Source organism: Hymenobacter rubidus, assembly GCF_016734815.1.
Classification (GTDB): Bacteria; Bacteroidota; Bacteroidia; order Cytophagales; family Hymenobacteraceae; genus Hymenobacter; species Hymenobacter rubidus.
Genome location: NZ_JAERQF010000060.1, coordinates 1 through 14070, shown reverse-complemented (window position 1 = coordinate 14070; position 14070 = coordinate 1). Strand labels below are relative to the sequence as shown.

Below are 14070 nucleotides of genomic sequence, written 5' to 3'. Positions count from 1 at the left end.
GGCTGGTGGCGCCCGCCCCGGTGGCTACCCCGGCGCAACCGGTGCCCCTGCCGGTGCCCGCCCGGCTGCCTACCCCGGTGCGCCGGCAGGTGCCCGCCCAGGCGGCTACCCCGGCCAGCAGCGCGGCACCGCTCCCGCCAACAGCACCCTCGGCAAGCCCGCGACCGATAGCACCGGCCGCCCCCTGCCCGGCCAGCGCCCCGGTGGCTACCCCGGCCTGCGCCCTGCCACGGCCCAACCGGCCGACTCGACCAACCGGCAGCCAGCCGCCCCGGTTGGCAACCCGCTGAATTCGCCAGCCAATACGCCTTCGCCCGGCACCACTACGCCGGGCGGCATCACGCCCGCCGGCAGCCCCGGCGGCCGGCCCTAATCTGCTGGCTTGATTATTAAGCAAGTAATCCCGAACGCCATGCCGCCTCTGCCGCGGCATGGCGTTCTGATATGTAGGCCCCGCGCACGCGCTTAGAGCGGTTTCGGAGTCGGTGTACCGTAGCGCGAACTACACAGTCCGCGCTACTTCCAGCGCCTGTATACCGACTCCGAAACCGCTTAATGCGCTTTTAACGTGGCACCCGTGCGGTCACGGACTACATTTGTCCGAGCCATTACCTCTCTCCATGTCCGACAAGCTCCCCGCTGCTCTCCCCGAAGACGACGCGCATTTTTTGCAGCGCCTGCGGCCGTCGCGCCTGGTGCTGCCGGTGGTGTTGGGGCTGGCCGTGGTGGGCTTCCTGTTCTACCGCAGCTACCAGCCCGGCGAGCTGGCCCCGCTGGCCCACGCCAACTGGCGCTGGCTGGCAGCCGCCCTGCTGGTGCTGGCCGCCCGCGACCTGGGCTACGTGTACCGCATCCGGCACATCGCCGAAACCGAGCTCACCTACCGCCAGGCCCTGGACGTGATAATGATTTGGGAGTTTGCGTCCTGCGTGCTGCCCTCGGGGCAGGGCGGGACTGGGGCGGCCCCCTTCATCCTGGAAAAAGAAGGCATTCCGCTGGGTAAAGGCCTGGCATACATTATGGTAACGGCTCTACTCGACAACCTCTACTACGTGGTGATGGTGCCTTTGGTGGTACTCATTGCGGGTGCTGGGCTCTACCCGCACGAGGCCATGCAAACCGGCTTCGTGGCTACGCTGCGGGTGGCGTTTGGGGTAAGCTACCTGTTTGTGACGCTCTACGCGGGGCTCATGCTCTACGCTATTTTCATCAATCCCTGGTCGGTGCGCCGGCTGTTGGTGCGGCTGTTTTCGCTGCCGCTGCTGCGGCGCTGGCGGCGCACGGCCTACCGCCACGGCCAGGAAATGGTGCTGGCCTCCCGGCAGCTGCGTGGCAACGGCCCGCGCTACTGGTGGCACGCCAGCGTGAGCACAGCCTTCGTCTGGACGGCCCGCTACGCCATCATCGGCTGCCTCATCGCCGCCTTTGTCCCGATGGATGCGGGCACGTTCCTGTTCATTTTTGCCCGCAACATCACCTACAAAGTCATTCTGCTGGTGGCCATCACGCCGGGCGGTGCGGGCATTGCCGAAGGCGCATTTCCTACCTTCTTCGGCAAGTTCATCGGTACGGCCACCATGACCAGCTTTCTGGTGTTCCTCTACCGCATCGTGACGTATTACCTCTACCTCGTGCTCGGCCTGATATTTCTGCCGCGCTGGGTGACGCGGGTGTTTGGCAAGCGGCCGGCAGCGCAGTAGCGCAAACTTTGTAGTTCGCGTCCCAGAACGATTCAGGCAGCGCCGGGACGCGAACTACAAAGTTCGCGCTACAGAAAAAGCCCCGGACCGCAATGGTTCGGGGCTTTTTTCAGGTTAAAACGAGAAATTCTTACTCTGCTTCCAGCATCAGCGCGGCGCCGTCGGCCGATTTCAGCGTGAGCTTTTTATCGGTCAGGGTTTCCACGGCGAAGGTATTGCTGGTGGTGGCGCCGTCGGGCGTCATGGTGATGGTTTTGCCGGCCTGGTCGAAGGTGTATTTACCCGATACGGCCCCGCTGGCGCCGGTCATGTTGTAGGTGCCGTTGGCAAAAATGCGCAGCTCCTCTTGCTTTTGCGCGTCGGTCTGCTTCACTTTGTCGCCGGAAGTATCGGTTTCTTTGGCGGTTTTCCACACCTTGCTATCGGTGCCGTAGAGCATGTTTACGCCCTCAACTTTGCCCTTATCGTTGCTGCACGAAGCGGCAAACAACGACACCAACAGCAGCAGGCTGGCGAAATAACGTAGCGAAAAAAGAGACTGAAGTTTCATGAGCAACAGGGTAATGGTGAAAGAATTGGAAAACGTAGCGCGCCGTGGCGAACTCGTCGGCTTACGTCCTGCACGCAAAAGAGTTTACAACGAAACCCCATCCCACCCGCCCCGTATATGGCCCCTGTTAGCTGACCTGTGGGTGAACTAATGTGCGTTGTTTTTCATTTAAACCAAAACAAAACCATGGGACTCTTTGATTTTCTCAGCGACAAAGGCGAGCAAAAGCCGGTAGAGCCCGCGGCCAAGCCGACCACGGCCGCTGGCGGAACCGATTTTTTTGGCACAAACAATCCAACCGCGGCTGGCGACTCGTACACCGTTGTCAGCGGTGACTCGCTTTCTAAAATTGCAAAACACCACTACGGCGACGCCGCCAAGTGGCATCAGATATACGAGGCCAACAAGGCCCTCATCGGCAACAACCCTGACCTCATTGAAGTGGGCCAGGTGTTGACCCTACCTAGTCTCTAGGTACTTTTTTGCAGAAAAAAGGTGAGAAAAGCCACTCTGTTTCAGGGTGGCTTTTTTGTATTTGGTGATGTCGATAGAACAGCACAAAGAACGCCATGCTGAGCGCAGCCGAAGCATCTCGCGTGCAGCAGTAACTCAATGGTTCAACGATGCAAGCGAGATGCTTGGGCTGCGCTCAGCATGGCGTTTTGAAGAACCGAGCAGTAACGCCCGAAAAAATATTTTTCGCCCTACCGCTTGTCCATAAAAAAATTTCTCCCGTACATTTGCCCTACCAACCCGGTACTCCTCGCTAACGGTGAGCAGTTTTCAAGTTTTATACAGAAGTGGCGAGAGACTAGGCTCCGTGACCCACTGGCAACCTTCGGCCAACGAAAGGTGCCAATTCCTACCCATTGCGATTTCGGTCGCCTGGGACAGATGATTCGAGTGCCATGGAAAATCCTTCGTCTCCCGCTTTTTTCGCCCCGAATGCTCCGGCTGCTTTGCGTGCCGCAGGTTCGGGATTTGCTGTTTCAGCCCGCCGTGGCCGCCCCCAGGCCACGCGCCTGGAGCGAATGCGAATGTGCTGTTGCTGCCCGTGTTGTAGCTAAGCTAAGCCTGGCTTAACACTCCTCCTTTTCTTCGTGGGAATGCCATTTGCGCTTGCGCAGGCCCGTGGGCTGCGCCAATGCGCTAGCTGCAACTTTCTTTCCGGTTCGGGATTTTGTTGCAAACATTCAATATAAACTATTGTAAATATATTTGCATGGTTCGGCAGGCTCACTCACCAACCCAACCTGAAAACAGAAATTTCTTTCTAACTGCTTCAATCTTTTAATAATCAACATCATGTCCGCTCAACCCCTGCACTTCGAAACCCTCCAACTCCACGCCGGCCAGCAGCCCGACCCCACCACTGGTTCGCGCGCCGTGCCCATTCACCAGACTACTTCCTACGTGTTTAAGAGCGCCGAGCACGGTGCCAACCTGTTTGCCCTGAAGGAGTTTGGCAACATTTATACCCGCCTGATGAACCCCACCACCGACGTGTTTGAGCAGCGCGTGGCGGCCCTGGAAGGCGGCGTGGCGGCCCTGGCGACCAGCTCGGGGCAGGCCGCGCAGTTCATTGCGCTCAATAACATCTTGCAGGCCGGCGACAACTTCGTGAGCACGGCGTTCCTGTACGGCGGCACCTACAACCAGTTTAAGGTGGCGTTCAAGCGCCTGGGCATTGAGGTACGCTTTGCCGACGGCGACAACCCGGCCAGCTTTGAGGAGCAGATTGACGAGAAAACCAAGGCCATTTACCTGGAAACCATTGGCAACCCCAGCTTCAGCATTCCGGATTTTGAGGCCATCGCGGCCATTGCCAACAAGCACGACTTGCCGCTGATTGTGGACAACACTTTTGGCGCGGGCGGCTACTTGTTCCGGCCCCTGGAGCACGGCGCGCACATTGTGGTGGAGTCGGCCACGAAGTGGATTGGCGGCCACGGCACCAGCATTGGCGGCGTGATTGTGGACGGCGGTACGTATGACTTTGGCAACGGCAAGTTTCCGCAGTTTACCGAGCCCAGCGAGGGCTACCACGGCCTGGTGTTCAACGACGTATTTGGCAAGGGCGGGCCGTTTGGCAACATCGCCTTTATCATTCGGGCGCGGGTAGAAGGCCTGCGCGACTTTGGTCCGTCGCAGAGCCCGTTCAACTCGTTCCAGCTGCTGCAAGGCCTCGAAACCCTGAGCCTGCGCGTGGACCGCACCGTGGAAAATGCCCTGAAAATTGCCACCTGGCTGGAGCAGCACCCGCAAGTGGAAAGCGTGAACTACCCCGGCCTGGCCAGCAGCCCTTACAACAAGCTGGCCCAGAAGTACCTGAAGCGCGGCTTCGGCGGCGTGCTTTCCTTCCGCATCAAAGGCAGCAAAGAAACGGCCACGCAATTCATTGACAACCTGAAGCTCATCAGCCACCTGGCCAACGTGGGCGACGCCAAGACGCTCATCATTCAGCCCTCGGCCACCACGCACCAGCAGCTTTCGGAAGCCGAGCAGCTCGCCGCCGGCGTAACGCCGACTTCGCTGCGTCTGTCGGTCGGCATCGAGCATTTCGAAGACATCAAAGCCGATTTGCAGGCCGCGTTTGATGCGGTGGGCAACACGGCCAGCCTGCCCACGGAGGGCGACGCCGTGACCGAACCCGAACTGGAGCACGCCCAGCCGCTCGAAGTGTAGTTTTTAGTTGTCAGTTGCTCGTTGTCAGTTGTTAGGTATAAAAGCGACCTATCTGCTTCTGACAGCTGACAACGAGCAACTAACAACTAAGACCAACTGACAACTAACTAGAAATGCCTAATCAACTTTTTGAATTGCCTGACCTGCGGCTGGAAAGCGGCGAAACCCTGACCGGGGCGCACGTGGCCTACCAGACCTGGGGCCAGCTGAATGAAGACCGCAACAACGTGGTGTGGGTGTGCCACGCCCTCACGGCCAATGCCGACGTGCTGGCCTGGTGGCCAGGCCTGGTGGGCGCGGGCTGCTACTTCGACCCCGCCGAGTATTTCATCGTGTGCGCCAACGTGCTGGGCTCGTGCTACGGCAGCACGGGTCCGCTCGATGCCGACCCGGCCACCGGACAGGCGCGCTTCCAGCATTTCCCGCTGCTTACTATTCGGGATTTGGTGGCGGCGCACGAGCTGCTGCGGCAGGAGCTGGAGCTAACGGATATTCACACGCTGATTGGCGGCTCGCTGGGCGGACAGCAGGCGCTGGAATGGGCCGTGCAACGGCCGGACTTGTTCGACCACTTGGTGGTCATTGCCACCAACGCGCGGCATTCGGCCTGGGGCATTGCCTTCAACGAAGCCCAGCGGCTGGCCATTGAGGCCGACCCGACGTATGCCGCCGGCCAGCCCGGCGGGGGCGACGACGGCCTGCGCGCCGCCCGCGCCATTGCCCTGCTCAGCTACCGCAGCTACTCGGCCTACGCCGAAACCCAGACCGACCCCGACGACACGCTGCTGCGCCAGCACCGCGCCAGCACTTACCAGCGCTACCAGGGCGACAAGCTGGTGTCGCGCTTCGATGCCTACAGCTACGTTTCATTGAGCCGGAGCATGGACACCCACAACCTGGGCCGCAACCGGGGCGGGGTGCCGGCGGCGCTGGCCCGCGTTGGGGCGCGCACGCTGGTGCTGGGCATCACGTCGGATGTGCTGTTTCCGCTGAGCGAACAGCGGGAGCTGGCCGCGCACATTCCCGGCGCCATGTATGCTGAGCTGGACTCGCGCTACGGGCACGACGGTTTTTTGCTGGAAACGGCGGCTATTACGCACTTTCTGGAGCTGTTCTACGCGCCCACGTTCGTGCATTAGGAAATCTGAAACGAGTAGAGCGTCATGCTGAGCGTAGTCGAAGCATCTCTACCGCGCAACTAATCCAATCAATAGGGTTTGTTTACTACTGCGGTAGAGATGCTTCGGCTACGCTCAGCATGACGCTCTTTTTTTAACGATAAGAGAACAAATGGACGCTGACAAACAGCCCCTGCGCATCGGCCTCGTTGGCTTTGGTTGCGTGGGACAGGGCTTCTACGATATTCTGCAACAACAACCAAACCTGGGGCTACGGGTGACGCGCATTGCGGTGAAGAACCCCACCAAGCCCCGGACGCTGCCCGCCGAGCGGTTCAGCTACCACGCCGATGAGCTGCTGGCTGACCCCGAGCTGGACCTACTGGTTGAAGTAATTGACGACCCGGCCGAAGCCTTCCGGCTGGTGAGCACCGCCCTGCGCCAGGGCCGCCGCGTGGTGACGGCCAACAAGGCCATGCTGGCCCGGCACCTGCCCGAGCTGGTGCAGCTGCAAGCCACTTTTGGCGGCACGCTGCTGTACGAGGCGGCCGTGTGCGGCAGCATCCCGGTCATTCGGACGCTGGATGCCTACTTCAGTCACGAGCCGTTGCGCTCGGTGAGCGGCATTTTCAACGGCTCGTCGAACTACGTGCTGACGCGCATGAGCGAAGAAGGCTCCGATTATGCGCCTGCACTGGCCGAAGCCCAGGCCCTGGGCTTTGCCGAAACCGACCCTGCGCTGGACATGGGCGCATTTGACCCGCGCTCCAAAGCCGTGATTCTGGCCGCCCACGCCTACGGGGTATTTCTGAATACCGAGGAAGTGCTGAACTTGGGCATTGAAGGTATTGGCGCGGCCGATATTGCCTACGCGGCGGCCCTGGGCCAGAAAATAAAAGTAGTGGCCGCACTGGAGCGCCTAACCAACGGCCGCGTCACGGCCCTGGTGACACCGCAGCTGGTGGGGCCGGAGTCGCCGCTTTATGCCGTAGAGCGCGAATTCAATGGCGTGGTGCTGGAAGCAGAATACGCCGGCACGCAGTTTCTGCAGGGGCGCGGGGCCGGCGGGCATCCCACCGGCTCGGCCGTGCTGGCCGATGTGCTGGCCGTGCAGCGCGGCACCCACTACGGCTACGCCAAACAGGATACCGCCCCCGAAGCACAGCTGCTGGAGGAGCTGGAAGTTGAAGTGTACCTGCGCCACGCCGATGAGGGCGTGCTGCGCGAAGTATTGACGTGGCTGGAGCTGCCCGCCGACGCCATCCAACATGATGGATACGGCCCCTACGCGACTGGCGTAGTGGCGCTGCAACAGCTTTTTGCCTGGCGCAAGGAGCTGCGGCAGAATGGTGTGTTCGTGGCCCGGCAAGGTGCGGTACGTCTCACTGCACCCGTGGTTCAGGAGGCCGCTTCGGCCTGGGCGTGACGTAGCGCAATGACTTTTTCTGTGGGCAGAGCCAATAAATCCAGACCACCGTCATGTTGAGCTTGTCGAAGCATCTCTACTGTGTCACTAAAATTAGTTAGTTGCTCGGTAGAGATGCTTCGACAAGCTCAGCATGACGGTACAGATATTTGACCGACTTGAGATTAACGCACGGGCGGCTACCTGAATTCAATCCGCAAGGCGGGCTGGCCGGGGAATTTTAGAGCATAAAGGCCGGCTTTTAATGTGCCGCGCAATACGGTCAGGTCATTGGAGGTGGGGGTGAAGGTGCGGACTACGCGGCCGGCGGCGTCCAGAAGCTGAGCTTCGCGGGGCAGCTGCCAGGAGGCGGGCAGTTCTACGCGCACGATGTCATCGGCGGGAATTGGGTAGGCCTGCGCAACGGAAGCAGCCGCGCTACTGGCGCGGCTGGCCAGCACGGTACCGGCCTGCGCCAGGCTGGGCCGCAGGAAATCCCGGATGGTGCGGAAGGTGGTGTCGGCATAGGCTTGGCCGGTGGCGTTGGTGTTTTCGAAGGGAATGTGGCCCGCGCCGCGCAGGGTGCGCAGCGTGTTGCGAATGCCCACCGCCGTAGCGCGGGGGTTGAGGCGGCCGCTGCCGTACACGTACTTGGGCGGCAGGCTGCTGCCCACCCGCCCTTGCAGGTAGGGCACGGTGGCATCGGCGGTGCCGTGTACGCTGCACAGGGGGGCATTGCCGGGCTCAATAAGGCTGGGGTTTTCGGTGGCGCCGCTCAGGTTTAGCACGGCCAGCACGGCACTGCTGTAGCCGGGGTTGCCGCTGGCGCCCTCGATGCCACCTAGAGCGGCGATGCCGACGTAGCTGGGCACCTCAGTGGTTTTGTCGAGGTAGCCCACTTCCAGGGCGGCGAAGGCCCCGGCGGAGGAACCGCCTACGGTGATGTAGTTCGGGTGGACGCGGTAGGTGTTGGTGGTGGCGGCATCTTTGCGGAAGTAGCGCACGGCGGCCCGCAAATCCTGCATGCCGCGGACGGCCGACTTGGCAATGTTCACCGTATCGAAGCCCCCGCCGAGGATGGTTCCGATGTCCAGCAAGCGGTAGTCGATGCTGGCCGTGACGTAGCCCAGCTTCGCAAACTGCGTGCACACGGCCACCATGTAAGCATCGGTTTTAGTACCCGTGATGAAGCCGCCCTGGTGCGCGAAGATGATGACCGGGCGCCGCGCCAGCACATCGCCGGTGGGCTGGTAAATGTCCATCGTCAGCGTTTGGGTGGCACCGGCCGAGTTCACGGCCGAGCCGAAGACCACGCCGGAGTTCACCGTCACGTTCGGGAAAAGCGGGCGGTAGTAGCGGCCGCCGGTGGTATCAATCACGGTTTGGGCGGTGGCAGCGCCGAGGCTGGCGAGGAGCAGCACCAGCAGGAGGAGTAATCTTGCTTTCATGGCAAATAGGGTTGATTCAATGGTTTTCTATTCTTGGCCTGGGCTCTTGGTCATGCAGCAGAACGTCATATAAAAGAACGTCATGCAGAGCGCAGCGAAGCATCTTTACCTCGGGAGCATTCATTTACTATTGCGGTAAAGATGCTTCGCTGCGCACTGCATGACGTGCTGTTTTACCTCCACAACACCTTCAACAGTAAAGGAAGTGTAGCGGGGGCATTATGTTATTCAGTCAGTAGCATTTTTTACCTACATGTTCATGTTACTGCACCACCACGCGCCGCACCAGGGCGGTGCCGCTTACGGTTATGTGCAGTTGGTACACGCCCGGCGTCAGGCCGCGCAGGTCGAGGCTGGCCCGCAGTGGCTGGCCGGCGGGGGCAACGAGCTGCTGGCGGCGCGCCACCTGCCCCAGCGCATTGGTGAGGGTGACGGGAACAATGGCCGACGCAAACGCGGCGGGCAGCTCAACCTGCAGGTGCTCCGACGCCGGGTTGGGGTAGACCTGCAGCTGGGCACCCAGCGTCTGGGCCGCCGTGGTGGCCGTAACAGCAGCCGGGGTGATTTCCAGGGCAAAGCGGCCGCTGGCACCGGTGCTGGCCAGCGTGAAGGCGTAGCGGGTGCCGGCGGCCAGCAGCGTGCGGCGGCTGGTGGCAGCATCGGTCAGGTAGAGAGTGGTACCGGGCGCGAAGTTGGTGAGCTGCTCAGCCGTGAGAACATAGGCACCGGCAGTGGGCGCGGTAAGGGCCAGCGGTACCACCGTGGCGGCTGTCAGCAGCGGCAGGCCGTTGATGGCCAGCTGCTGGCCGGCAGCTACCGAGGCCAGGTTGAGGCCACTGGGGTTGGGCAGCTTGGCAGCGTCGTAGCGCAGGTCGGGGCCGGCGGTGGCACCGGCTTCCAGGTAAAGGTAGGCCTCATCGGCCGGGGCGGCCCCGGCGGCGTCGGCCAGGGTCAGGCGCAGGCGGGGGCGAGGGTCGGCGGCGGGGCGCTGCACGGTGGCGGTATTGGCGGTGGCAAAGTCGGTGATGCGCGCCGCGACGGGGATGGTCAGCGTAACCGCCGTCGAAGCCAGCGAGCGTACCAGGAAGCCCTGGCCCAGTGGAATGGTGCTGCCCACACCGCCCATGCCGTTCACGTAGCTGCGATAGTTGCCCGCGTACTGGCTGCTGCTCACGAAAATGTACATGGCACTGCTCATGCCAGCGGGGATGGGCACGTTGTCCCAATTAAGGGCCGAGGCGAAGGGATTGCCCAGCAGGTGCCAGCCGGCAGTGGGCGTGGCAGCGGCAGCCAGCGTCAGGGCAAAAGGGCTGTTATTATTGGTGAGCGGGCCAGCGGCCGTGATGGTTTGGCCGGCGCTTAGGTTCACGGTGTAGCCCAGGCCCCGGCGCGAGGGCAGGGCCAGGCTATTGTTGGGGTTGGCCGGCACAAACCAGCCCTTATCGAACTCCGAGTAGCTGGTGGCAGGCGAGGTGGTGGCCCGCTGTTGGTCGTAGGCGAACACATTGGGGAAGGGCGTCACCAAATCGGGACGGGCGCTGCCGTTGTAGGCGGCGTTGAACACCTGCGTGGTGGCCGGGGTGGTCGCCCGGAAGGTTTCGGCATCGAAGGGCATCGACAGGTGGCGGTAACCGGGACCAGGGTTCCCGCTGGGGTCGAGGTAGCGCTGCATAGTGAACGAGCCGCTGAGGGTGCCGGCGCCGGGCGTGGCCAGGGCCGTGCCGCTGGGCCCGGACAGCAGCGTCAGCGCTTGGCCATTGGTGACCAGCACGCCGCTGGTGGGCAGGAAGCGCTGGCTGATGCCGACGGCGCTGGTCAGGGCAACGCTGTTGGCAGCGGGAACGGCTACTTCCAGCTCGCGCACGGTGGCGGGCAGGCCCGTGCCGGTGCTTTGATTGGTGGTGCCCTCGTACACATACCCCGCATCGGTGCTGAAGCTGCGGGCGCCGGTGTTGCGAATGGCCCCGGCGGCGCCGCTGGCACTAATACCGTCGGGGTCGCAGATGCGGAGCGTGGCCCCGGCCTGCAGGTCGAAATTACCCGAGCCGTTCACCACGAAGCAGTTGCTTTTCAGCGCGCCCGGCGTCTGGCCGGGCAGGCTTTTTATCACCAGCGTGCCGTACACCGTTACGTCGCCCAGCAGCAGGGCCTCGCCACTGTTGATGGTGATGTCCTGGTAGGAGCCGCCGGCAATGCTGGTAGGCGTGTTGACGACGAGGCTGGGGTAGGCCGGGGCCACGAAAGGCCCCAGCAAGGGCCGCAGGAAGGCCCGGATGTCGCGGTACGTCGTGTCGGCGTAGGCGAGGTAGTTGGCGCTGCCGGCGTTGGCGCTCTGCACCGGGTACTGCGGAATGTGGGGCGCGCGGCTGAAGCGGCGCAGTACATTGGGCACGCCCACGCCGCTGGCATAGGGGTTCAGCGCGCCGCTGCCAAACACGTACTTGGGCGGCAGGGGGCTGAGGTTTACCCGGCCTTTGAAGTAGGGCACAATGGCGTCGGAGGTGCCGTGGGCGCTGTAGAGGGGGGCGTTGCCGGTCTCGATGATGCTGGTGGGGTTGCTGGCGCCGCTCAGGTTGAGCACGGCCAGCACGGCGCTGGGGTAGCCGGGGTTGCCGCTGGCGCCTTCGATGCCGTCCATGAGGGTGATGTCGATGTCGGCGGGCACTTCGCTGGTTTTATCGAGGTAGCCCACTTCCAGGGCCATGAAGCCGCCGGCCGACGCCCCGCCCACCACAATGCGGCCGGGGCTGGCGCGGTAGGTGTTGGTGGTGGCGGCGTCGCGGCGGAAGAAGCGCACGGCGGCCCGCATATCCTGCATGCCACGCAGGGCGGCCTTGCTGAAATTGGTGGTGTCGAGCGGCAAGAAGAGCAGGCGGTAGTCGATGCTGGCCGTGACGTAGCCCAGCTTGGCAAACTGGGTGCACACGGCCACCATGTACGAGTCGGTGCGCGAACCCGTGACGAAGCCGCCCTGGTGCGCGAAGATGATAACCGGCCGCTCGACCGATACGTCGCCCGTGGGCTCGTAGATGTCCATCAGCAGGGGCTGCGAAACGGTACTGCCCGATAAAGAGAACGGGACGGCCGAACCGTACTGCACGTTCTGCGTCACGGTCACGCCCGAGAAGATGGGCTTAAAGTAGCGCCCGCCCGTGGTATCAATCGGGGTTTGGGCCCAGGCAGCGCGGCCCAGGCTAAGCACCAGCAACACAACAAGAAGTAGCAGGTTTTTCATAGAAGTCGGGGGCTTGGTGGGGAAGGAAGGCGAACACAGTGTTTGACGTAGAACCCGCCCGTTTTGTTTGCCAACCGGCGGCGGGGGCGGCGTTCAAGCCACGGGGTTGCTGGTGCCGAAAGCGGCGGGGCACCTCGCCAAACCGGCACCACCGATATTTGCCCCGGCCTTTGCCCTCTGCTATATGTCCATCCTCTTCCCCCCCGCCCTGCGGGCCGGCCAGCGCGTTGCCATCGTCAGCCCCGCCCGCAAAATATCGGCCGCCGAACTGGCTCCTGCCATTGCCACCCTCGAAGGCTGGGGCCTGACCGTGGTGCTGGGCGACAGCCTTGCCGGCGACCACCACCAGTTTGCCGGCCCCGACGAGCTGCGCCGCGCCGACTTCCAGCGGCAGCTCGACGACCCGGCCATTGCGGCCATCCTGTGCGCGCGGGGCGGCTACGGCACGGCCCGCATCGTGGACGGGCTCGACTTCACCGGCTTCCGGGCCGCGCCGAAGTGGGTGGCGGGCTTCTCCGACATCACGGTGCTCAACGCGCATTTGCTGGCCCTGGGCTTTGCCAGCATTCACGGGGTGATGCCGGTGCTGTTTCATCAGGCCGGCGGCGAACTAGCCCTCGAAACCCTGCGCCGGGCTTTGTTTGGCGAGGCATTCCAGCCCATTGCTGCCCCGCCCCACGCCCTCAACCGGCCCGGCACCGCCACCGGCGCGCTGGTGGGCGGCAACCTCAGCCTGCTCCAAACCATTACCGGCACGGCCTCGCAAGCCAGCTTCGCGGGCCGCATCCTGTTTCTGGAAGACCTGGACGAGTACCTCTACCACATCGACCGGATGCTGCTGCACCTGCACCGCAGCGGGCAGCTGGCGGGCGTGGCCGGGCTGGTGGTGGGCCACTTCTCGGCGATGCGCGACAACGCCATTCCGTTTGGCGCAACGGTCCAGGAAATTATCGACCGGTATGCCCGGCTGCACGGCTTTCCGGTGGCCTACGGCTTCCCGGTGGGCCACGAGGCCGACAACCGGGCCCTGACCGTGGGCCAGTCCGTGACGCTGACCGTGGACGAGGCCGGCGGCCGGCTCACGGCGTAGCCCGCTGGCGCGGGGCGCTGCTCCGCGTCAGCGGGGGAAGGCCTTTTGCGGGGGCCGGAACCGGGCCACACGGCCCGCCCTTTTGCGTTCGCCGGAAAGCGGCCCCGGCCTAGTCCACGTAGAGCGCCTGCGTCATGGTCTGGCCCACGGCCTTGAGCGTCTTGCGGTCGATGATGCTCAGGTTGTCGGCGGTGGCGTGGTGGTAGGCGGGGAAGTAGTCGTTACCGTAGCTGGGGTGGTCGTAGATGTCCAGCGTCGGGATGCCGGCCTTGTTCGTGTACACGTGGTCGTCGGTGATGCCGCCGGTGTCTTGGAAGCGGAAAAAGTCGGAGTAGCCCAGGGTGGCGGCCGTGTTCCAGATTTTGTCGAGCGGGCCGCGGGCTTGGGTACGCGAGGTTTCTTCGCGGGTGAAGGTGCCGCCCTTGGCGCCCACCATGTCGAGCAGCACGCCGTACTCGGCCTTGTAGTTGGGGGGCAGCAGGTGGGTGGCCCAGTATTGCGAGCCGAGGCACCACGAGTCGGTGGTGCCGCCTTCAAGCTGGTTTTTCACGTCCTTCTGGGTGCTTTCGTCGTGGCCCCAGTCCTCGGCGTCGAAGAAAATGAAGTCGACGCCCACGTTGGGGGCCTGGGCCTCGGGCAGCTGGCTCAGGATGCGGGCCATTTCGAGGGCTACGGCCACGGCGCTGGCTCCGTCGGAAGCGCCGTCCATCGGCTTGTTTTTCTTTTTGGGGTCGGGGTCGGCATCGGCGAAGGGGCGGGTGACCCAGTGGCCGAAGATGGCCACGCGGCGCACCGCCTGCGGCTGGTACTGCGCAATGATGTTGCGGGCGTGGATGTTG

Annotated in this window: 10 protein-coding genes, 1 pseudogene and 1 riboswitch; of the genes and pseudogenes, 7 read left to right on the top strand and 4 right to left on the bottom strand. The window is 63.2% G+C overall.

Annotated features, from left to right (window positions below; translation table 11 throughout):
• Both JKL48_RS22500 and JKL48_RS22495 read left to right on the top strand, forming a co-directional pair.
• A pseudogene (locus tag JKL48_RS22500) lies at positions 1–373 on the top strand (hypothetical protein); the annotation flags it as partial.
• A gap of 247 nt (positions 374–620) precedes the next feature.
• Positions 621–1700 carry a lysylphosphatidylglycerol synthase transmembrane domain-containing protein gene (locus JKL48_RS22495; RefSeq protein ID WP_201987605.1) on the top strand — a complete coding sequence of 360 codons (1080 nt, stop codon included), beginning with the start codon at positions 621–623 and terminating at the stop codon, positions 1698–1700.
• A 130-nt stretch (positions 1701–1830) separates the two neighbouring features.
• Here the strand turns inward: JKL48_RS22495 and JKL48_RS22490 are convergent, their stop codons facing one another.
• Positions 1831–2250, bottom strand: coding sequence for a hypothetical protein (locus JKL48_RS22490; RefSeq protein WP_201987603.1), 420 nt, complete (start codon positions 2248–2250; stop codon positions 1831–1833).
• Positions 2251–2436: 186 nt separating this feature from the next.
• On the opposite strand from JKL48_RS22490, the gene JKL48_RS22485 reads away from it, so the two are divergent.
• The 4 genes from JKL48_RS22485 to JKL48_RS22470 all read left to right on the top strand — a co-directional run bounded on the left by JKL48_RS22485 (position 2437) and on the right by JKL48_RS22470 (position 7479).
• Entirely contained in the window at positions 2437–2724 is a 288-nt protein-coding gene (locus JKL48_RS22485; RefSeq protein WP_201987601.1) for a LysM peptidoglycan-binding domain-containing protein, read from the top strand.
• Between the two features lie 313 nt (positions 2725–3037).
• Positions 3038–3151, top strand: a riboswitch (SAM riboswitch).
• Between the two features lie 404 nt (positions 3152–3555).
• On the top strand, positions 3556–4935 hold the full coding sequence (locus JKL48_RS22480; RefSeq protein WP_201987599.1) for an O-acetylhomoserine aminocarboxypropyltransferase/cysteine synthase family protein: 1380 nt from the start codon (positions 3556–3558) through the stop codon (positions 4933–4935).
• Between the two features lie 113 nt (positions 4936–5048).
• The gene (metX, locus tag JKL48_RS22475) at positions 5049–6074 is read left to right on the top strand and encodes a homoserine O-acetyltransferase MetX (protein WP_201987597.1); all 1026 of its coding nucleotides are present in this window, start codon (positions 5049–5051) and stop codon (positions 6072–6074) included.
• Positions 6075–6225: 151 nt separating this feature from the next.
• Positions 6226–7479 carry a homoserine dehydrogenase gene (locus tag JKL48_RS22470; protein WP_201987594.1) on the top strand — a complete coding sequence of 418 codons (1254 nt, stop codon included), beginning with the start codon at positions 6226–6228 and terminating at the stop codon, positions 7477–7479.
• A gap of 179 nt (positions 7480–7658) precedes the next feature.
• Here JKL48_RS22470 and JKL48_RS22465 read toward each other — a convergent pair whose 3' ends face one another.
• Together JKL48_RS22465 and JKL48_RS22460 are read right to left on the bottom strand one after the other, a co-directional pair.
• Positions 7659–8906 carry an alpha/beta hydrolase gene (locus tag JKL48_RS22465; protein WP_201987592.1) on the bottom strand — a complete coding sequence of 416 codons (1248 nt, stop codon included), beginning with the start codon at positions 8904–8906 and terminating at the stop codon, positions 7659–7661.
• Between the two features lie 262 nt (positions 8907–9168).
• Positions 9169–12141: an alpha/beta hydrolase fold domain-containing protein gene (locus JKL48_RS22460; RefSeq protein ID WP_201987590.1), complete on the bottom strand. Its 2973-nt coding sequence runs from the start codon at positions 12139–12141 to the stop codon at positions 9169–9171.
• A 184-nt stretch (positions 12142–12325) separates the two neighbouring features.
• Here JKL48_RS22460 and JKL48_RS22455 point away from each other — a divergent pair, with 184 nt between their 5' ends.
• The gene (locus tag JKL48_RS22455) at positions 12326–13231 is read left to right on the top strand and encodes a S66 peptidase family protein (protein WP_201987588.1); all 906 of its coding nucleotides are present in this window, start codon (positions 12326–12328) and stop codon (positions 13229–13231) included.
• Positions 13232–13340: 109 nt separating this feature from the next.
• On the opposite strand, the gene JKL48_RS22450 is transcribed toward JKL48_RS22455, so the two are convergent.
• Positions 13341–14070 (bottom strand): M28 family peptidase (locus JKL48_RS22450; RefSeq protein ID WP_201987586.1); only part of this gene is annotated, 730 nt, incomplete at its 5' end.

Excerpts from the sequence above, each read along its gene's own strand:
- JKL48_RS22495 (WP_201987605.1), top strand. The coding sequence starts at position 621 with ATGTCCGACAAGCTCCCCGCTGCTCTCCCCGAAGACGACGCGCATTTT.
- JKL48_RS22470 (WP_201987594.1), top strand. The coding sequence starts at position 6,226 with ATGGACGCTGACAAACAGCCCCTGCGCATCGGCCTCGTTGGCTTTGGT.
- JKL48_RS22480 (WP_201987599.1), top strand. The coding sequence starts at position 3,556 with ATGTCCGCTCAACCCCTGCACTTCGAAACCCTCCAACTCCACGCCGGC.
- JKL48_RS22485 (WP_201987601.1), top strand. The coding sequence starts at position 2,437 with ATGGGACTCTTTGATTTTCTCAGCGACAAAGGCGAGCAAAAGCCGGTA.
- JKL48_RS22460 (WP_201987590.1), bottom strand. The coding sequence starts at position 12,141 with ATGAAAAACCTGCTACTTCTTGTTGTGTTGCTGGTGCTTAGCCTGGGC.
- JKL48_RS22490 (WP_201987603.1), bottom strand. The coding sequence starts at position 2,250 with ATGAAACTTCAGTCTCTTTTTTCGCTACGTTATTTCGCCAGCCTGCTG.
- metX (WP_201987597.1), top strand. The coding sequence starts at position 5,049 with ATGCCTAATCAACTTTTTGAATTGCCTGACCTGCGGCTGGAAAGCGGC.
- JKL48_RS22455 (WP_201987588.1), top strand. The coding sequence starts at position 12,326 with ATGTCCATCCTCTTCCCCCCCGCCCTGCGGGCCGGCCAGCGCGTTGCC.
- JKL48_RS22465 (WP_201987592.1), bottom strand. The coding sequence starts at position 8,906 with ATGAAAGCAAGATTACTCCTCCTGCTGGTGCTGCTCCTCGCCAGCCTC.